Genomic DNA, 18,508 nt, shown 5'->3' with positions numbered 1-18,508 from the left:
GTTCGGGCCCCTTCGCGGGCAAGCCCGCTCCCACATTCTGAATGTATTCACAAATCAAAATGTGGGAGCGGGCTTGCCCGCGAAGGGGCCCGAACAGGCCCCCAAAAACCTCACTCCACCCGCGTCTCCCCAGTAAACACCAACGTCTCCCGACAGCGCCGGCACAAATACCGCCGGCCCTGGTTCACCAGCCCATGGCGCTGGGCCGAGAACGGGAAGTCACTGTCGGCACACGGGCACCGGTAGATATAACGAGTCACCCGCCGGCGCTGAATCTCATAGGTATGGCAGCGATCAGGCGGCAATTCGTAGACCCCGCGCATGATCAGTTGCCATTCCTCGCCATGGGGCTGGATGCGCTCGCCAAACAACTGGTGGGCGATCAAATGCGCCACTTCGTGGGCCACCGTCTGTTTGAGGAAGTGTTGGCTGTTTTCTCGGTACAACTGGGGGTTGAAGCGCAGCAGGTTCTCGTGCAAATGCGCGACACCGGCTTTCTGCCCACGCAGCTTGAGGCTGACCTGGGGGCGTTTGAAACTTCGTTTGAAAAAGGATTCGGCTTGTAGGAAACAATCTTCGACGCGGGTATTGAGTTGCTCGGGCATGCTGTACATATCTCCAGAGACGCCCAGTATGCCGCATCCACGGGTGTTTCCGAATCTGTCAGGCGCCGAATGGTCATGCATAACGCACAAAGCCACCTTGCGGTGGCTGTTCCTGCGCTGGTAAGACGGCTAGTTGGTGTAGATCGGCCCCACGCCCAGGCCCCAGACAATCACGGTAAACGCCATGATCGCCACCAGTACCACCAGGCCTACGGCCAGTACCGAGCTGGAAAACAGGAAGCCTTCGTCCGGGTCGATGCTCATGAAGGTCGGCAATCCCACATACAGCAGGTACACCGTGTAGCAGATGGCGGCCGTGCCCACGACCATGCCCAGCCACATATGCGGATACAGCGCCGCCAGCCCGCCGATAAACAGTGGCGTCGCGGTATAGGTGGCGAACGCGACGCAGCGCGCCATGCTCGGATTGGCGTCGTAGGTGCGCGCCATCCAGTGAATGAAGGCGCCCATCACCGCAACGCCGCCGAGCATCGCCAGGTACGACATGATAGTCATCCACAATGCACTTTCCTGGGTCAGCATGACCGGGGAGCGATTGCCGATGACCCAGCCGACCTGGGTGGTGCCGATAAAGGCTGATACGGCGGGGATCGCCGCAAGAATCAGCGTGTGAGTGAGGTACATGTGGCCGATGCTTTCTTCTTTATCGCCACGAATTTCCCGCCATTCCTGGTCGGGATGGGTGAAAAGCCCCACGACGTGATGGATCATGCCAGTCACTCCTGTCGTTATTACCATCGCCCCCCAAGCGGAGCGCCCGCCGGCCAAGTGGCCTGAAAGGTCTGGATACATGTGCGACCTTATGTCGCAGTATAGGAAGTCATGACCGGAAAAAGTGTGGGGCTTTAGAGCAAATTGCGCTGTAAACACTGGGCTTAATCGCGCCTGGGTCTGTGACGTGGAATGCAGTCCCCTGTGGGAGCTGGCTTGCCTGCGATGGCGGTGGGTCAGTTGCCAGAAACAGTGGCTGGACTGCCGCTATCGCGGGCAAGCCCGCTCCCACAGGGGATCTCACTGGGGCAGAGAATTTTGGCCCCACCACAGATCAAGTGTAGGAGCTGGCTTGCCTGCGATGGCGGTGGGTCAGTTACCAGAAACAGTGGCTGGACTGCCGCTATCGCGGGCAAGCCCGCTCCCACAGGGGATCTCACTGGGGCAGAGAATTTTGGCCCCACCACAGATCAAGTGTAGGAGCTGGCTTGCCTGCGATGGCGGCGGGTCAGTTACCAGAAACAGTGGCTAGACTGCCGCTATCGCAGGCAAGCCCGCTCCCACAGGGGATCTCACTGGGGCAGAGAATTTTGGCCCCACCACAGATCAAGTGTAGGAGCTGGCTTGCCTGCGATGGCGGTGGGCCAGTTGCCAGAAACAGTGGCTAGACTGCCGCTATCGCGGGCAAGCCCGCTCCCACAGGGGATCTCACTGAGGCAGAGAATTTTGGCCCCACCACAGATCAAGTGTAGGAGCTGGCTTGCCTGCGATGGCGGTGGGTCAGTTACCAGAAACAGTGGCTGGACTGCCGCTATCGGGAGCAAGCCCGTCCCACATTGGAACTCGGTGCTCCATACCGCTAAAATGCCCGGCTTTTCGTCACACACCTTTTTCGCGGATCCAAGCGCCATGGGCACCCTTACCGTCAATCAGAACAAACTGCAAAAACGCCTGCGGCGCCTGGCCGGTGAGGCTGTCGCTGACTTCAACATGATCGAGGAGGGCGACAAGGTCATGGTCTGCCTGTCCGGCGGCAAGGACAGCTACACCATGCTGGACGTGCTGATGCACCTGCAGAAGGTCGCGCCGATCAAGTTCGACATCGTTGCCGTCAACATGGACCAGAAGCAGCCCGGGTTCCCCGAGGACGTGCTGCCGGCCTACCTCAAGACCCTGGGCATCGAGTACCACATCGTCGAGAAAGACACCTATTCGGTGGTCAAGGAACTGATCCCGGAAGGCAAGACCACCTGCTCGCTGTGCTCGCGCCTGCGCCGTGGCACCCTGTACACCTTTGCCGATGAAATTGGCGCAACCAAGATGGCCCTGGGTCATCACCGCGACGACATCGTCGAGACGTTCTTTCTCAACATGTTCTTCAACGGCTCCCTCAAGGCCATGCCGCCCAAGCTGCGCGCCGACGACGGCCGCAACGTGGTGATCCGCCCGCTGGCGTATTGCAACGAGAAGGACATCCAGGCCTACTCCGACTTCAAGCAATTCCCGATCATCCCCTGCAACCTCTGTGGCTCCCAGGAGAACCTGCAGCGCCAGGTGGTCAAGGACATGCTCCAGGAGTGGGAGCGCAAGACGCCGGGGCGCACCGAAAGCATCTTCCGCAGCTTGCAGAACGTGATCCCGTCGCAACTGGCCGACCGCAACCTGTTCGACTTCACCAGCCTGCGCATCGACGAGACCGCCGCTTCGCGCTTCGTCAACATTGTGAACCTCTGAGTCTTTTCCAGGCTCTGACAGACGGCGCTCATAGGCGCCGTTTTCATTTCAACCCGTAGGAGAGGGCATGCGCGATTACAAATGGCTGCACGAATACTGTCTGAACCGCTTTGGTTCGGCGGCCGAGCTCGAAGCCCACCTGCCTGTGCCCAAGACGCCGGCGCAATTGCGCCAGATCAGCGATGACCGCTACCTGTCGACCCTGTCGCTGCGGGTGTTTCGCGCCGGGCTCAAGCACAGTGTAGTGGACGCCAAGTGGCCGGCGTTCGAGCAAGTGTTCTTCGGCTTCGATCCCGAGAAAGTCGTGTTGATGGGCGCCGAGCACCTTGAGCGGCTGATGCAGGACACGCGGATCATCCGCCACCTGGGCAAGCTCAAGAGCGTGCCGCGCAATGCGCAGATGATCCTCGATGTCGAGCAGGAGAAGGGCAGCTTCGCGGCGTTGATCGCCGACTGGCCGGTGACCGATATCGTCGGCTTGTGGAAATACCTGAGCAAGCACGGCCACCAGTTGGGCGGGCTGTCGGCGCCGCGCTTTTTGCGCATGGTGGGCAAGGACACGTTTGTGCCGAGCTACGACGTAGTCGCGGCGCTGAATGCGCAGGAGATTGTCGACAAGGCCCCCACCAGCCTGCGGGACCTGGCGACGGTGCAGGCGGCGTTCAACCAATGGCACGCCGAGAGCGGGCGGCCGATGTGCCAGTTGTCGATGATGCTGGCGTTTACCGTCAACCATTGAGACCGCGGTGCTGCCATCGCAGGCAAGTCGAATCGTCGCACCACCGTAGCTCCCACATTTGGAATGCATTCCCCTGTGGGAGCTGGCTTGCCTGCGATGGGGGCCTGGCTGGCCCCACATACCCCTCAGGCTGGCTGACCTTCCCCCGCCAACCGCCGATTCAGCTGGAACCGCCAGCGCACATACAGCAGCGCCGTGCAGAACACCGCCAGGCTCGCCAGCATCTCCAGCACGCCAAACCACTGGCGGTTCGGGTCATAGGCCGCCAGGGCGCCCTTGATGAAATACAGATTCACCACAAAGCACATCCACGAATGCCCGCGCGCACTGCCCATGAGCATGCCCGGCGCGAGGATCAGCAACGGCACCAGTTCGATCAGCAAGATCACCCAGGGCCGCGCGCCATGCAGGTCGGCGACCAGCAGGTAGTACACGCAGAGCAACCCCACCAGGCCCAGGAACGCCAGCAGGCTCAAGGCCCGTGCCACTTTGACCCGGGGTTCCAGCCAGGCCTGGGCCGGCAGGACTTTAGGCTTCTTGGCCACGGCCACTCTCCAGTTTCGCCGCAGTTTTCGCCAGGCGTAGGCCCAGGGCGCGGCACAACGCGATTTCATGGGGGTCCAGGGCGCGTTTGCCGTCAGCGCCGGAATGGTGGCTGGCGCCGTAGGGCGTGCCGCCGCCCTGGGTGTCGAGCAAGGCCTGTTCGCTGTAGGGCAGGCCGGTGATCAGCATGCCGTGGTGCAGCAACGGCAGCAGCATGGACATCAAGGTGGTTTCCTGGCCGCCGTGCAGGCTGGCGGTCGAGGTGAAGACCCCGGCTGGCTTGCCGACGAGGGCGCCGGTCAGCCACAGGTTACTGGTGCCGTCGAGAAAGTACTTCAGCGGCGCGGCCATGTTGCCAAAACGCGTCGGGCTGCCCAGGGCCAGGCCCGCGCAGTTCTTCAGGTCGTCGAGGCTGGCGTAGAGTGCGCCTTCGGCGGGGATGCTCGGGGCGACGGCCTCGCATTCGCTGGAAATCGCCGGCACAGTGCGCAGGCGCGCTTCCAGGCCGCCTTGCTCGATGCCCCGGGCAATTTGCCGGGCCATTTCGCTGACCGAGCCGTTGCGGCTGTAATACAGCACCAGGATGTAGGGCGCGCTCACGGCAGAAGCTCCAGGATGTTTTCCGGCGGACGGCCAATCACGGCCTTGTCGGCGGTGGCCAGGATCGGCCGTTCCATCAATTTGGGATGGGCGGCGATGGCGGCAATCAACTGCGCCTCGCTGAGGCTGGCGTCGGCCAGGTTGAGGGTCTTGTATTCGTCTTCGCCGGTGCGCAGCAATTGCCGGGCGCCGATCCCCAGCTTGCCGAGCAGGGCTTCAAGCTGCGCGGCGTCCAGCGGTGTTTCCAGGTAACGCACCGCGTTGGGCGTGAGGCCACGGGCTTGCAGCAGTTCGAGCGCACCGCGGGATTTCGAGCAGCGCGGGTTGTGATAAAGCGTCAGATCGGTCATGTGCGGGTCGCATCTTGCGTAAGGTGGCGGGTATTCTACCCGCGCTGCGGCGTGTCCTTAAACCGTAAGAGGCGATCGGCCGCAGCCCACGTTCATTTTTGCTAAGGATTACCCCATGACACGGCGACTGATAGGCGCACTGGCAGTTATCACCACACTCCTGCTCAGCGGCTGCGGCAATGATTATGGCGTTGACCAATACGGCCAGAAAGTCGCGTCCGAGCGCGTCGACAAACAATGGTTGGTGATCAATTACTGGGCCGAATGGTGTGGCCCGTGCCGCATCGAGATCCCCGAACTCAACGCCCTGGCCGAGCAACTCAAGGGCCAGCCGGTCAGCGTGTTCGGCGTCAACTTCGACAATGTGCAGGGTGAAGAGCTCAAGAGCGCCAGCGAGAAGCTGGGCATCAAGTTCACCGTACTGGCGCAGAACCCCGAGGCGATTTTTGATATCCCGCGCAGCGAAGCGTTGCCGGTGACCTACATCATTGATGACAAGGGCAAGGTGCGGGCACAGATGTTGGGCGAGCAGACGGCGGCGGGCGTATTGGCCAAACTCAAGGAACTGCGCGGCTAAACCCCTTGCAGGAGCCGGCAAGCCGGCTCCTGCTGGGTGGTCAGCCTTCTTCCAGCCACAAGCGCAGTGGCTTGCCTTCGGCAGGCCAGAAGCGGGTCTGCTCGATGGGCGAGATGTCCCAGCGTTGCACGGTTTGCAGGGCCTTGAAGAAGCGCTGCTCCTGCTCCATCAGGGCTTCGGCACACAGCTTGCGGGTGCTGCCGATCTTGCCAAAGCTGAGTTTGTCACCGTCCAGGCTGTACGGTGCGAACCAGTGGTTGCAGCCGCCATTGCCATAGGCCCGCCCATCGGCTCCGAGGGTCACGGTCAGGTGGGCGTAGTCCATCAGGGGCCGTTCGCCGATCCATTCGACGATGTAGCTGTGATCCTGCTTGAGCTTGACCTCATCGCTGGCGCAGCCGGCAAGGCCTGCGCCCAGCGCTGCGACCATCAGCAGGCTCTTCATGGCGCGGCCTGCTGGCATTTCGGGCAACGGTGCTTGTCGCCGACGGTGGCCCAGCCCAACTCGGCAATGCGCGCAGTGGCGGCCGGTTGCAGCGGTTCCTTGGTCAGTTTGGTTTCTACCGAGAACTCAAACTCCAGCACGGCGTCGCAGCTGTCGCAATTGACCTTCCAGGTGTGAATCTCCAGTTCGCCGAACTTCGGCCCCTGCGCCATGGCCACCCATTGCCCGGCCGGGCGGATGGAGTAGCGCGCATCGCCTTCGACGGTCAGGCGCATCGACAGGGTCTTGCTGCCGCGCAAGGTGACGATCAGCACATCGCCATGCTTGATCGAGCCACCATTGCCGGTGACTTGGTAACGACCCGGCACCAGGGCGCGGCATTCGATCAGGGTGTGTTGTGGGCTCAGCAAACTGAAGCGGAAATCGTGTTCGGCCATGGATCCTCCAAATAGGCGCGGCATCCTATCACGCTCGTCTGTTTACCATGCGTGCGGTATGTGACCGTTGATCATCCGTGCACCAGGTTTTGTGGCTGGCCGTTGGCCCAGGCCTGGATATTGGCCAGGGTGGTCCCGGCAATCGCCGCCAGCGCCTCGCGCGTGAGGAATGCCTGGTGCGCGGTGATGATCACGTTGGGGAAAGTCAGCAGGCGCGCCAGTACATCGTCCTGCAAGGGCAGGTCCGAGCGGTCCTCAAAAAACAGCTGGGCTTCTTCTTCGTACACATCCAGGCCCAGGTAGCCCAATTGCCCGTCCTTGAGCGCCTCGATCAGCGCCGGGGTATCCACCAGGCCACCACGCCCGGTATTGATCAACATCGCCCCCGGCTGCATATGGGCCAGGGATTGCGCATTGATCAGGTGCTTGCTGTCGGCGGTCAGCGGGCAGTGCAGGCTGATGATCTGCGCCTCGGCCAGCAGTTGGGGCAGGCTGACATAGCACGCGCCAAGGGCTTCGACCTGCGGATTGGGATAGGGGTCGTACGCCAGCAAGGTGCAGCCAAAGCCAGCCATGATCTTGGCAAAGGTCGCGCCGATCTGCCCGGTGCCCACCACGCCCACGGTCTTGCCCACCAGGTCGAAGCCGGTCAGGCCGTGCAGGCTGAAGTCGCCGTCGCGGGTGCGGTTGTAGGCGCGGTGCAGGCGGCGGTTGAGGGCCAGCACCAGGGCCACGGCATGTTCGGCCACCGCGTGGGGCGAGTACGCCGGCACGCGCACGATGGTCAGGCCCAGGCGCTTGGCGGCGGCCAGGTCTACATGGTTGTAGCCGGCCGAGCGCAGGGCGATCAGCCGCGTGCCGCCGGCGGCCAGGTGTTCGAGCACCGGGGCGCTGAGGTCGTCGTTGATAAACGCACAGACCACTTCGTGCTTGTCGGCCAGGGCCACGGTGTCGAGGTTCAGGCGCGCTGGTTGGAATTGCAGCTCCATGCCTGCGGGCAAGGGTTGGGCGAGAAAGCTGTCGCGGTCGTAGGTCTGGCTGCTGAAGAGGATGATGCGCATCAAAAGGCTCCCTGCAAAATAGCGTGTGGTGACACAAATCCTGTAGGCACCGGCGTACCGGCGCCTACAGGAGATGTTGCCCGTCGTTGGCGTTGGGCGTGTTGCTCTATATCAGGCGTTGACCCGCGCTTCGCTGGCCAGGCGGGCAATGGCCAGGTCCAGCTCATCGAGGGCGGCCATGGCTTTGGCGTCATCCTGCTTGAGCAGGGTTTCGGCGCGTTGGCAGGCTGCACGCAATTGCGGCACGCCGCAGTAGCGGGTGGCGCCGTGCAGGCGGTGGACCCGTTCGATCAGCGCGTTATTGTCGTTGGCTTCGCGGGCAACGCAGACCGCCTCACGGTCGGCCTCCAGGGACGCCAGCAGCATGGCCAGCATATCGGCGGCCAAGTCAGCCTTGCCGGCCGCCAGGCGCAGGCCTTCCTCATGGTCCAGCACCGGCAGTTGCGCGGCGGGGCCGTGGCCTTCGACGGCGCGTTCCGGGCCTTGGTTGCGCAGGGCCAGGCCGGTCCATTTGAGCACCACCTGGGCCAGTTGCCGTTCGCTGATGGGTTTGGTCAGGTAGTCATCCATGCCGCTTTGCAGCAGGGCGCGCTTTTCATTGGCCATGGCGTGGGCCGTCAGCGCGACGATAGGCAGCGGCGTGCCGTGGCGCTCGCTTTCCCACTGGCGAATCGCCTCGGTACTCTGGCGGCCGTCCATACCGGGCATCTGCACGTCCATCAGCACCAGGTCGAAGGCTTCTTTTTTCACCGCCTCGATGGCGGTATAGCCGCTTTCTACGGCCTGCACCTTGGCGCCCATGTCTTCGAGCAGGGTTTGTACCAGCAACAGGTTGGCCGGGTTGTCGTCGACACACAGTACCCGTGGCGCGCGGCTGGACAGCGGCTCGCCCGGTTCGCTGCGCAACGGCCGCGGGCTGATCAGGTCGGACAGCGCCCGGCGCAATTTGCGGGTGCAGGCCGGCTTGGCCTGCAACTGACTATTGGGGTTGGGCACCGACAGGTTGAAGAGCATCTGCTCGGTGGTCGGGCACAACACCAGCACTTTGCAGCCCAGGTGTTCGAGGTCCCACAGGTGTTGGTTGAGGCGCTCCGGCGGAATGTCGTTGGCGGTGATGCCCAGTACGGCCAGGTCGATCGCCTGTTCGGTCTGGTGTGCGCTGGTAATGCCGTTGGTCAGGTTCTCCAGGCTGTTGAACGGCGTGACCTCCAGGCCGCAGTCTTCCAGCTGGTGTTGCAGGGCCTGGCGCGCCAGTTCGTGATTCTCCAGCACCGCCACGCGCCGGCCCAGCAGCGGCGGGGCGGGCAGGTCTTCGATATCGTCGCGGGTCTTGGGCAGGTTGAGGCTGATCCAGAACTCCGAACCCTGGCCCGGCGTGCTGTCGACGCCAATTTCACCGCCCATCTGCTCGATCAGGCGCTTGGAGATCACCAGGCCCAACCCAGTGCCACCGGGCTGGCGCGACAGCGAGTTATCGGCCTGGCTGAAGGCCTGGAACAGGGCGCGCACATCCTGGTTCGACAGGCCGATGCCGGTGTCCTGCACGCTGATGCGCAATTGCACGCTGTCTTCCTGTTCGTCTTCGAGCATGGCCCGGGCGACGATGGTGCCTTCGCGGGTGAACTTGATGGCGTTGCTGACCAGGTTGGTGAGGATCTGCTTGAGACGCAGCGGGTCGCCCACCAGCGATAGCGGCGTATCGCGGTAGACCAGGCTCACCAGCTCCAGCTGTTTGGCGTGGGCGGCCGGGGCGAGGATGGTCAGGGTGTCTTGCAGCAGGTCGCGCAGGTTGAACGGGATATTGTCGAGCACCAGCTTGCCGGCTTCGATTTTCGAGAAGTCGAGAATTTCGTTGATGATGCCCAGCAGGTTGTCGGCGGACTTTTCGATGGTGCCCAGGTAATCCAGCTGGCGGGGCGACAGCTCGCTTTTCTGCAATAGGTGGGTGAAACCGAGGATGCCATTGAGCGGCGTGCGGATTTCATGGCTCATGTTGGCCAGGAACTCCGACTTGATGCGGCTGGCCTCCAGGGCTTCCTTGCGGGCCAGGTCCAGCTCGATGTTCTGGATCTCGATGGTTTCCAGGTTCTGGCGCACGTCTTCGGTGGCCTGGTCGATGCTGTGTTGCAGTTCTTCCTGGGCATTTTGCAGGGTTTCGGCCATGCGGTTGATGCCGGACGCCAACTGATCCAGCTCCTGGCTGCCCAGGGGCGGCAAGCGGGTTTCCAGGTTGCCATCCTTGAGCTGCGCCACCGCTTGTTTGATCTGGCCGATGGGCGAGTTGATCGTGCGGCTGATGCGCAAGGCCAGGGCGGCGGTGCAGATCAGGCCGATGGCGATCAACATCAGGCTGGCGAACAGGCTGCGATAGCCGCGCAGCAGCATGCCGTTATGGGACAGTTCCAGCTCGACCCAGCCCAGCAGGCGATCGGCTTCGTCGGGGATCAGCTCGCCAGCGAGGTTGCGATGACGGCCGAACACGGGCAGCAGGTAGCGGGTGGCGTCATTGCCGGTGCGTTGCAACAGATGCGAGCTGTTGCCGATGGGCGGTTGGTTGAGCATGGTCGGGCCGGCATGGGCCAGGGGCGTGCGGTCGGGCGCCAGGAAGGACACGGCCCGTACATCGACTTGTTCCAGGGACTGGGTGGCGATGCGTTCCAGCAGATCGGTGTTCTTGTTGCCCAATGCCGGTGCCACCAGCGGCGCCAGCTGTTCGGCGATCATCTCGCCGCGATTGAGCAATTGGGTTTGCAGGTCCGAGAGCTGCATCCAGGTGAAATAACCGCCCAACAGCAATGCCATCAGGCTGGTAGGCAACAAGGTCAGCAACAGTACGCGGCCTTTTATCCCCATTCTTCTTAGCACGCCACTCTCCTGCTACCACACTGATGTCGAGATTCTACGCAGGCATCCGGCCTGCGCCACCTGCGCAGTGTAGCCATATGAGGGGCTTGGAATCTTGCAAAAGATGCTTGAGGGGGCAAGGCGCTGGCATGTCGGGTTGCTGCATCGCGGCGCTGGCGCCAGCAAGGCCCCTTGGCTACTACCGATTACGCTGCTGGCGTTTTTTCCACTGATGACCTACCCACCACCGCCAGTACACCATGGTCAGGCAGTACGCCAGCGCGCCCAATACCAGGCCCATCACCACCGAGCCCAGCAGGAACGGCTGCCACATGGTCGACAGTTGCCCGCTGATCCATTCCCAGGTCAGTTCATCGGGCAGGGTGCGCGGCGGGATGTTCATCAGCCAGGTGCCGGTCATATAGGTGCAGAAAAACACCACGGGCATGGTAATCGGGTTGGTCAGCCACACCAGGCTCACGGCGATGGGCATATTGCCGCGCACGGAGATGGCGAGGACGGCGGCCAACAGCATCTGCAAGGGAATGGGAATGAATGCGGCAAACAGACCGACAGCCATGGCCCGGGCAACCGAGTGCCGATTGAGGTGCCAGAGGTTGGGGTCATGGAGCAGCGTGCCGAGAAAGCGTAAGGACTTGTGTTCCCGAATGCTGGTCGGATCGGGCATGTACCGTTTGAATAAGCGCCGTGGCATAAGGGGTCCAGGTCAGTTCGAGGGGCAAGTATGCCCGTATTCTACGAACGGGAAATTCAGACTTTGTGACAAAAAATCATAGTTCGCCTTGAACCACTCGGCTAACACTCGATGGGTCACTTTAAAGGAATGATCCATGCGCACAGGGATGTTTGCGCTGGCGTTGGGGCTACTGGCGTTGCGCCTGCTGCCTGCCTTGCCGCCGGTCGGTTGGTTGCTGGTCATGTTGGTGGTGGCGTTGATGCTGCTGCCGTTTCGTACTTATCCGCTGGCGCTTTTCCTGTTGGGCCTGGCGTGGGCCTGTTTCAGCGCGCAACGGGCTCTCGACGACCGGCTCATCCCCGCGCTGGACGGCCAGACCCGTTGGCTGGAAGGGCGCGTCAGTGGGCTACCGCAGCAGGCCAATGGGCTGGTGCGCTTCGAGCTGAGCGACAGCCGGTCACGCCAGGACCGGCTGCCCCAGCGCATCCGGCTGAGTTGGCAGGGAGGCCCGCCAGTGCGCAGCGGGGAGCGCTGGCGTTTGGCTGTCACTCTCAAACGCCCGTCCGGCCTGCTGAATTTCCATGGTTTCGACCAGGAGGCCTGGCTATTGGCCCAGCGTGTGGGAGCGACCGGGTCGGTCAAGGATGGCCAGCGCCTGGCGCCTGCCCGACATGCCTGGCGCGATGGGATCCGCCAGCAGTTATTGGCGGTGGATGCCCAGGGACGCGCAGCCGGACTGGCCGCCTTGGTACTGGGCGACGGCTCCGGTTTGGCCGCCGAGGACTGGCGCATCTTGCAGGACACCGGCACCGTGCATCTGTTGGTCATCTCTGGCCAACATATCGGCCTGTTGTCGGGGCTGATCTATGCGCTGGTGGCCGGCCTGGCCCGTTACGGTTGCTGGCCCAGGCGCTTGCCCTGGTTACCCTGGGCCTGTGGCCTGGCATTCGCCGCGGCGCTGGCCTATGGCGTGCTCGCCGGTTTTGCCGTGCCGGTGCAGCGGGCCTGTGTGATGGTGGGGCTGGTGTTGCTGTGGCGCCTGCGGTTTCGCCATCTGGGGATCTGGTGGCCCCTGCTGCTGGCACTCAATGCAGTATTGATCCTTGAACCCCTGGCCAGCCTGCAACCGGGTTTCTGGTTGTCATTTGCCGCCGTGGCCGTGTTGCTGCTGGCCTTCAGCGGCCGTCTGGGGCCCTGGCGTGCGTGGCAGGCCTGGAGCCGTGCCCAGTGGCTGATCGCTATCGGGCTGTTTCCGCTGCTATTGATACTCGGCTTGCCGATCAGCTTGAGTGCGCCGCTGGCCAATCTGTTTGCCGTGCCGTGGATCAGCCTGCTGGTGCTGCCGTTGGCGCTGGCGGGCACGTTGTTGCTGGCAGTGCCGTGGCTGGGCAGTGGCCTGCTGTGGTTGGCGGGTGGCGCGCTGGATTGGCTGTTCAGCGCCCTGACCTTGCTGGCCGGGCACATACCTGCGTGGCTGCCGGCCGAGGTGCCCGTGGGCTACTGGTTGCTCAGTGTGCTGGGCGCCGTGCTGTTATCGATGCCCAAGGGCATTCCCTTTCGCCTGCTGGGGTGGCCTTTGTTGCTGCTGGCGGTGTTCCCGCCCCGTGAGTCGATCCCGTTGGGCCAGGTGGCGGTGGAGCAACTGGATGTCGGCCAGGGCTTGTCGATCGTGTTGCGCACCCGCAACCACGTGCTGTTGTATGACGCCGGGCCACGGGTGGGGGACTTCGATCTCGGTGAGCGCGTGGTTCTGCCGGCTCTGCGCAAGCTGGGGGTTGGCCAGTTGGACTTGATGCTGCTCAGCCATGCCGACGCCGATCATGCCGGAGGCGCTGCGGCGATCGCGCGCGGGTTGCCGGTCAAGCGCGTGGTGGGCGGGGAAACCCAGGGCCTGCCGGCATTTCTCGATACCCAGGCCTGTGTCAGCGGTGAGCAATGGGAGTGGGACGGCGTGGCGTTTGAGCTGTGGCAATGGGCGGATGCCAGCAATGGCAATGCGAAGTCGTGCGTGCTGCAGGTCCAGGCCAATGGCGAACGGTTGCTGCTGACCGGCGATATCGACCGCGAGGCCGAGCGCGCCTTGTTGGCCACACCCCTGGCGGTCGCCACGGATTGGTTGCAAGTGCCCCATCATGGCAGCCGCAGTTCTTCGTCATGGCCGTTTGTCCAGCAATTGGCCCCCAAGGCGGTGCTGATCTCTCGGGGGCCCGGCAATAGCTTTGGCCATCCGCACCCGCAAGTGCTGGCACGCTACCAGCATTTTCACAGCGCCATTTATGACAGCGCCGAGCAGGGCGCCCTGCGCCTGCGCCTGGGGGCTTTCGAGGCGCCGATCATGGCACGCAGCCAGCGTCGTTTCTGGCGTGCGCCCGTCACTGACAGTTACCAAAGGCCGGTACCTGCGACATGATGGCTGTCGGCAGGCAGGTCCTTCCTCGCCAGCCTGTATGCTAAAGTGGCGCACTTTTTCGAGGGGACATTCACTGTGTGGGAATTGGTCAAATCCGGCGGCTGGATGATGTTGCCGATCATTCTGAGCTCCATCGCCGCACTCGGCATTGTTGCCGAACGCCTGTGGACCCTGCGCGCCAGCCGTGTAACCCCTGATCATCTGCTGGGGCAGGTCTGGCGCTGGATCAAGGACAAGCAACTGGACAAGGAAAAGCTCAAGGAACTGCGGGCCAATTCCCCCCTGGGCGAGATCCTCGCCGCTGGCCTGGCCAACTCCAAGCACGGTCGCGAGATCATGAAGGAGTGCATTGAAGAAGCCGCCGCCCGGGTGATCCACGAGCTGGAGCGCTATATCAATGCCCTGGGCACCATCGCCGCAATGGCGCCGTTGCTCGGCCTGCTCGGCACGGTGCTGGGCATGATCGATATCTTCAGCGCCTTTACCGGTTCGGGCATGACCACCAACGCCTCGGTATTGGCCGGGGGGATTTCCAAGGCCTTGATCACCACGGCGGCGGGCCTGATGGTCGGTATCCCGGCGGTGTTTTTCCACCGTTTCCTGCAACGGCGCATCGATGAACTGGTGGTGGGCATGGAACAGGAAGCCATCAAGCTGGTGGAAGTGGTCCAGGGCGACCGCGATGTCGACCTGGTCGAGGGCAAAGCGTGAAATTTCGCCGCAAGCCCCGGGAAACCGTCGATATCAACCTGGCCTCGTTGATCGATGTGGTGTTTATCCTGCTGCTGTTTTTTGTCGTCACCACCACCTTTACCCGGGAAACCCAACTGCGGGTCGAGCTACCGGAAGCCGTCAGCGGCTCGCCGGCCGAAGACCAGCAGCTCAAGCAACTGGAGATCACCATCAGCGCCGAAGGGGTGTTTTCGGTGAACAACCAGTTGCTTGAGAAAAACGACGTGGCCAGCGTGATGGATGCGCTGCAGAAGGAGTCCGGCGGTGATACACAAATGCCGCTGTCCATCAGCGCCGATGGCAAGACCCCACACCAGGCCGTGATCACCGCGATGGATGCTGCCGGCAAGCTCGGTTTCAGCCATTTGCGCATGACCACCGTCGAGGCGGCGGGGCAGCCCTGATGGCCTTGTCCGATCGTTTGCTCCAGGCCTGGTATGACGGCCACCCGGCGCTCAAGCTCCTGCAACCTCTGGAGGCACTCTATCGCCGGGTGGTCAGGCGCAAGCGCGAGCGGTTCCTGGCGGGCGAGGGCACGATCTATCAAGCGCCGGTGCCCATCGTGGTAGTCGGCAATATCACCGTGGGTGGCACGGGCAAGACGCCGTTGATCCTGTGGTTGATCGAGCATTGCCAGCGCAGTGGCCTGCGGGTCGGCGTGGTCAGCCGTGGCTACGGGGCCAAGCCTGCGCAGTTGCCATGGCGGGTGCAGGCTAGCGACAGCGCTCAAGTGGCCGGCGACGAGCCGTTGTTGATCGTGCAGCGCAGCTGCGTCCCGCTGATGATCGACCCCGATCGCAGCCGTGCGGTGCAAGCCCTGTTGGCCAGCGAGACCCTGGACCTGATCCTCTCCGACGATGGCCTGCAGCATTACCGCCTGGCCCGTGACCTGGAACTGGTGCTGATCGACAACGCCCGTGGCCTGGGCAATCGCCGCTGCCTGCCTGCCGGGCCGTTGCGCGAGCCGGTCGAGCGCCTGCACAGCGTCGATGCCCTGCTCTATAACGGCGCCGGGGCTGATCGTGAGGACGGCTTTGCTTTCCGTCTGCTGCCGACCACGCTGGTCAACCTGCTGACCGGCGAGCGCCGGCCGCTGGACCATTTTCCCGTGGGGCAGCAGGTGCATGCGGTCGCCGGTATCGGCAACCCGCAACGTTTCTTCAATACCCTTGAAACGCTACACTGGCGGCCGATACCCCATGCGTTTGCCGACCATGCGCCCTACAGCGCCGAGGTCCTGAATTTTACGCCGTCGCTGCCGCTGGTCATGACTGAAAAGGACGCGGTGAAGTGCCGCGCCTTTGCCCAGGCACACTGGTGGTACCTTGCAGTTGATGCGGCACCGTCACCGGCGTTTATCGCCTGGTTCGACACGCAACTGATGCGTCTGCTGCCCGCTCGACTTTTGCCTTAAAACGCTTTTATCCAGGAAACCCCCATGGACACCAAACTGCTCGATATCCTCGCTTGCCCGATCTGCAAAGGCCCGCTCAAGCTCAGCGCCGACAAGACCGAGCTGATCAGCAAAGGCGCTGGCCTGGCATACCCGATCCGCGATGGCATCCCGGTGATGCTGGAAAGCGAAGCCCGTACCCTGACGACCGACGAGCGCCTGGATAAATGACCACTGCCTTCACTGTTGTCATCCCCGCACGCTATGCCTCTACCCGCCTGCCCGGCAAGCCGCTGCAGATGATCGGCGCCAAGCCGATGATCCAGCTGGTCTGGGAGCAGGCCTGCAAAAGCAGCGCCCAGCGCGTGGTGGTGGCCACTGACGACCTGCGGATCATCGAGGCCTGCAAGGGGTTTGGCGCCGAAGCAGTGCTGACCCGTGAAGACCACAACTCCGGCACCGACCGCCTGGCCGAAGTCGCCACGCACCTGGGCCTGGCGCCGGACGCCATCGTGGTCAACGTGCAGGGTGACGAACCGCTGATCCCGCCGTGTGTCATCGACCAGGTCGCCGCCAACCTGGCCGCCCATGCCGAAGCGCGCATGGCGACCCTGGCCGAACCTATCGAAGACATCCAGACCCTGCTCAACCCGAACGTGGTCAAGGTGGTCAGCGACATCAATGGCCTGGCCCTGACCTTCAGCCGTTCGACCCTGCCCTGGGCGCGCGATGAGTTCGCCAAGCAGCGTGACGTATTACCGGCTGGCGTACCTTATCGTCGCCATATCGGCATTTACGCCTACCGCGCGGGCTTCCTGCATGACTTCGTCAGCTGGGGCCCGTGCTGGCTGGAAAACACCGAGGCACTGGAACAACTGCGAGCCCTGTGGCACGGCGTGCGCATTCATGTCGATGATGCGCTGCAAGCCCCGCCAGCCGGCGTCGATACGCAGGAAGACCTTGAGCGCGTGCGTCGGTTGCTGGGGGCGTGATGGAAGTCCTGTTTGTCTGCCTGGGCAATATCTGCCGCTCGCCCACCGCCGAAGGCGTGCTGCGCCACAAACTGCGGGCCGCCGGGCTGGCGGACCGGGTTGAGGTGGCCTCTGCCGGTACCGGTGAATGGCATATCGGCAAGGCGCCGGACAAGCGCAGCCAGCAAGCAGCGCTGCGCCGTGGCTACGACTTGTCGGCCCAGCGTGCGCAGCAAGTGTCGCGTGCCGACTTTGCGCGCTACGACCTGATCCTGGCCATGGACCAGAGTAACCTGCGCAATCTCAAGGCTATGCAGCCGGCCCAAGGCAAGGCGGAGCTGGATCTGTTCCTGCGCCGCTACGACTCGGCGGTGGATGAAGTGCCGGATCCGTATTACGACGGCGAACAGGGTTTCGAGCAGGTCCTGGACCTGATCGAGGCCGCGTGCGACTTGCTGGTGATCGAGTTGAAGGGGCGGTTATGAGTCTGGATGTGCAGCCCCAGGTTTCCCTGAAGGCCTTCAACAGTTTTGGCATCGATGTGCGTGCGCAGTTGTTCGCCGAGGCCCATAGCGACGCCGATGTGCGCGAGGCCCTGGCCTATGCGGCCGCGCAACAGTTGCCATTGCTGGTGATCGGTGGCGGCAGCAACCTGCTGCTGACCCAGGATATCCCGGCGCTGGTATTGCGCATGGCGACCCAGGGTATCCGCGTCCTGCACGAGGACACCCAGCAGGTTGTGGTGGAAGCCGAGGCGGGTGAGGCCTGGCATCCTTTTGTGCTGTGGACCCTTGAGCAAGGGTTCTCTGGCCTGGAAAACCTCAGCCTGATCCCCGGCACTGTCGGCGCCGCGCCGATGCAGAACATCGGCGCCTACGGTGTCGAGATCAAGGATGTGTTCGCCGGCCTGACCGCCCTCGACCGCCAGAGCGGCGAGTTGCGCGATTTCAGCCTGGCAGAATGCAACTTCGCCTACCGCGACAGCCTGTTCAAGCACGAAGTGGGGCGCTGGTTGATCCTGCGGGTGCGCTTTGCCTTGAGCCGCGTCGCGCACCTGAAGCTCGGCTATGGCCCGGTGCAACAACGCCTGGCCGAGCAGGGCATTACCCAGGCGACCCCCAGCGATGTCAGCCGGGCCATTTGCAGCATTCGGAGTGAAAAACTGCCCGACCCTGCGGTCCTGGGCAACGCTGGCAGTTTCTTCAAGAACCCCTTGGTGCCCCAGGGGCTGGCGGCGCAATTAAAGCTGCAATATCCCGATCTGGTGGCTTATCCCCAGGCTGATGGCCAAGTGAAACTGGCGGCTGGCTGGTTGATTGAAAAGGCCGGCTGGAAAGGCTTTCGCGACGGTGATGCCGGCGTGCATCGCTTGCAGGCGCTGGTGCTGGTCAATTATGGCGCGGCCACCGGGCTGGATATTGCCAGCCTGGCCCAGCGCATCCAGAGCGATATCGCCGAGCGCTTCAAGGTCGAGTTGGAAATGGAGCCCAATCGTTATTGAGCTACGCTTCTAGCCTGTTGAACCAAGCCCTGCATTGCAGGGCTTTTTTGTTAATGCTGGGTTAACTTAGCAGGCTAACGATGCCTGTTTATTGTTCGATAGACGCTGTTTATCAAAGGCCCGGTGAAGACCTGTCT

Annotated in this window: 21 protein-coding genes; 11 read left to right on the top strand and 10 right to left on the bottom strand. The window is 62.9% G+C overall.

What is annotated here, in order from left to right:
• Nucleotides 1–110: 110 nt before the first annotated feature.
• Nucleotides 111–605 carry a SprT family zinc-dependent metalloprotease gene (locus tag HBO12_RS27035; RefSeq protein ID WP_169955190.1) on the bottom strand — a complete coding sequence of 165 codons (495 nt, stop codon included), beginning with the start codon at nucleotides 603–605 and terminating at the stop codon, nucleotides 111–113.
• 129 nt (nucleotides 606–734) lie between these two features.
• Complete coding sequence (locus tag HBO12_RS27030) at nucleotides 735–1,337, bottom strand: Yip1 family protein (protein ID WP_057439628.1); 603 nt, start codon at nucleotides 1,335–1,337, stop codon at nucleotides 735–737.
• Nucleotides 1,338–2,246: 909 nt separating this feature from the next.
• Between HBO12_RS27030 and ttcA the strand changes: the two genes are divergently transcribed.
• Nucleotides 2,247–3,071: a tRNA 2-thiocytidine(32) synthetase TtcA gene (gene ttcA / locus HBO12_RS27025; RefSeq protein WP_029299748.1), complete on the top strand. Its 825-nt coding sequence runs from the start codon at nucleotides 2,247–2,249 to the stop codon at nucleotides 3,069–3,071.
• 67 nt (nucleotides 3,072–3,138) lie between these two features.
• Nucleotides 3,139–3,810 (top strand): DNA-3-methyladenine glycosylase I, encoded by a 672-nt coding sequence (locus HBO12_RS27020; RefSeq protein ID WP_057960415.1) that lies wholly within the window; start codon nucleotides 3,139–3,141, stop codon nucleotides 3,808–3,810.
• 125 nt (nucleotides 3,811–3,935) lie between these two features.
• Here the strand turns inward: HBO12_RS27020 and HBO12_RS27015 are convergent, their stop codons facing one another.
• From HBO12_RS27015 to arsC, 3 genes are read right to left on the bottom strand one after another with little or no spacing between them, the layout of a single operon-like run.
• Nucleotides 3,936–4,355 carry a DUF2069 domain-containing protein gene (locus HBO12_RS27015; protein WP_038442506.1) on the bottom strand — a complete coding sequence of 140 codons (420 nt, stop codon included), beginning with the start codon at nucleotides 4,353–4,355 and terminating at the stop codon, nucleotides 3,936–3,938.
• On the bottom strand, nucleotides 4,339–4,953 hold the full coding sequence (gene wrbA / locus HBO12_RS27010; protein ID WP_169955192.1) for an NAD(P)H:quinone oxidoreductase: 615 nt from the start codon (nucleotides 4,951–4,953) through the stop codon (nucleotides 4,339–4,341). The genes HBO12_RS27015 and wrbA overlap by 17 nt, the downstream gene beginning before the upstream one ends.
• Nucleotides 4,950–5,303: an arsenate reductase (glutaredoxin) gene (arsC, locus tag HBO12_RS27005; protein WP_170043765.1), complete on the bottom strand. Its 354-nt coding sequence runs from the start codon at nucleotides 5,301–5,303 to the stop codon at nucleotides 4,950–4,952. The genes wrbA and arsC overlap by 4 nt, the downstream gene beginning before the upstream one ends.
• A gap of 115 nt (nucleotides 5,304–5,418) precedes the next feature.
• On the opposite strand from arsC, the gene HBO12_RS27000 reads away from it, so the two are divergent.
• Entirely contained in the window at nucleotides 5,419–5,880 is a 462-nt protein-coding gene (locus HBO12_RS27000; RefSeq protein ID WP_057439622.1) for a TlpA disulfide reductase family protein, read from the top strand.
• A 40-nt stretch (nucleotides 5,881–5,920) separates the two neighbouring features.
• Here HBO12_RS27000 and HBO12_RS26995 read toward each other — a convergent pair whose 3' ends face one another.
• The 5 genes from HBO12_RS26995 to HBO12_RS26975 form a co-directional block, all read right to left on the bottom strand.
• On the bottom strand, nucleotides 5,921–6,325 hold the full coding sequence (locus tag HBO12_RS26995) for an META domain-containing protein (RefSeq protein WP_169955194.1): 405 nt from the start codon (nucleotides 6,323–6,325) through the stop codon (nucleotides 5,921–5,923).
• The gene (locus tag HBO12_RS26990; RefSeq protein WP_169955195.1) at nucleotides 6,322–6,762 is read right to left on the bottom strand and encodes a hypothetical protein; all 441 of its coding nucleotides are present in this window, start codon (nucleotides 6,760–6,762) and stop codon (nucleotides 6,322–6,324) included. The genes HBO12_RS26995 and HBO12_RS26990 overlap by 4 nt, the downstream gene beginning before the upstream one ends.
• Nucleotides 6,763–6,833: 71 nt before the next feature.
• Nucleotides 6,834–7,823 carry a 2-hydroxyacid dehydrogenase gene (locus tag HBO12_RS26985; protein ID WP_169955196.1) on the bottom strand — a complete coding sequence of 330 codons (990 nt, stop codon included), beginning with the start codon at nucleotides 7,821–7,823 and terminating at the stop codon, nucleotides 6,834–6,836.
• Between the two features lie 111 nt (nucleotides 7,824–7,934).
• A complete protein-coding gene (locus HBO12_RS26980; protein ID WP_169955197.1) occupies nucleotides 7,935–10,688 on the bottom strand; it encodes a response regulator in 2,754 nt (917 codons plus the stop codon).
• 178 nt (nucleotides 10,689–10,866) lie between these two features.
• Nucleotides 10,867–11,382, bottom strand: a complete 516-nt coding sequence (locus HBO12_RS26975) for a DUF2062 domain-containing protein (protein WP_169955198.1) — start codon at nucleotides 11,380–11,382, stop codon at nucleotides 10,867–10,869.
• A gap of 136 nt (nucleotides 11,383–11,518) precedes the next feature.
• Here HBO12_RS26975 and HBO12_RS26970 point away from each other — a divergent pair, with 136 nt between their 5' ends.
• The 8 genes from HBO12_RS26970 (at nucleotide 11,519) to murB (ending at nucleotide 18,371) form a co-directional block, all read left to right on the top strand.
• Nucleotides 11,519–13,774, top strand: a complete 2,256-nt coding sequence (locus tag HBO12_RS26970) for a DNA internalization-related competence protein ComEC/Rec2 (protein WP_170043764.1) — start codon at nucleotides 11,519–11,521, stop codon at nucleotides 13,772–13,774.
• 75 nt (nucleotides 13,775–13,849) lie between these two features.
• Complete coding sequence (locus HBO12_RS26965; protein ID WP_029299724.1) at nucleotides 13,850–14,485, top strand: MotA/TolQ/ExbB proton channel family protein; 636 nt, start codon at nucleotides 13,850–13,852, stop codon at nucleotides 14,483–14,485.
• The gene (locus HBO12_RS26960; protein ID WP_029299722.1) at nucleotides 14,482–14,910 is read left to right on the top strand and encodes an ExbD/TolR family protein; all 429 of its coding nucleotides are present in this window, start codon (nucleotides 14,482–14,484) and stop codon (nucleotides 14,908–14,910) included. Before HBO12_RS26965 ends, HBO12_RS26960 begins: the two co-directional genes overlap by 4 nt.
• On the top strand, nucleotides 14,910–15,920 hold the full coding sequence (gene lpxK / locus HBO12_RS26955; RefSeq protein ID WP_170043763.1) for a tetraacyldisaccharide 4'-kinase: 1,011 nt from the start codon (nucleotides 14,910–14,912) through the stop codon (nucleotides 15,918–15,920). Before HBO12_RS26960 ends, lpxK begins: the two co-directional genes overlap by 1 nt.
• A 24-nt stretch (nucleotides 15,921–15,944) precedes the next feature.
• The gene (locus HBO12_RS26950) at nucleotides 15,945–16,130 is read left to right on the top strand and encodes a Trm112 family protein (RefSeq protein ID WP_003174668.1); all 186 of its coding nucleotides are present in this window, start codon (nucleotides 15,945–15,947) and stop codon (nucleotides 16,128–16,130) included.
• Nucleotides 16,127–16,891: a 3-deoxy-manno-octulosonate cytidylyltransferase gene (kdsB, locus tag HBO12_RS26945; protein ID WP_169955201.1), complete on the top strand. Its 765-nt coding sequence runs from the start codon at nucleotides 16,127–16,129 to the stop codon at nucleotides 16,889–16,891. Before HBO12_RS26950 ends, kdsB begins: the two co-directional genes overlap by 4 nt.
• Nucleotides 16,891–17,355 carry a low molecular weight protein-tyrosine-phosphatase gene (locus HBO12_RS26940; protein WP_154842658.1) on the top strand — a complete coding sequence of 155 codons (465 nt, stop codon included), beginning with the start codon at nucleotides 16,891–16,893 and terminating at the stop codon, nucleotides 17,353–17,355. The genes kdsB and HBO12_RS26940 overlap by 1 nt, the downstream gene beginning before the upstream one ends.
• Nucleotides 17,352–18,371, top strand: a complete 1,020-nt coding sequence (gene murB / locus HBO12_RS26935; protein WP_170043762.1) for a UDP-N-acetylmuramate dehydrogenase — start codon at nucleotides 17,352–17,354, stop codon at nucleotides 18,369–18,371. The genes HBO12_RS26940 and murB overlap by 4 nt, the downstream gene beginning before the upstream one ends.
• Nucleotides 18,372–18,508: the final 137 nt, after the last annotated feature.

The sequence above is a fragment of the Pseudomonas sp. WS 5059 genome (assembly GCF_012985525.1).
GTDB lineage: Bacteria > Pseudomonadota > Gammaproteobacteria > Pseudomonadales > Pseudomonadaceae > Aquipseudomonas.
Note: the sequence above shows the minus strand (reverse complement) of the source record. Positions and strands in the feature narration are given on the sequence as shown.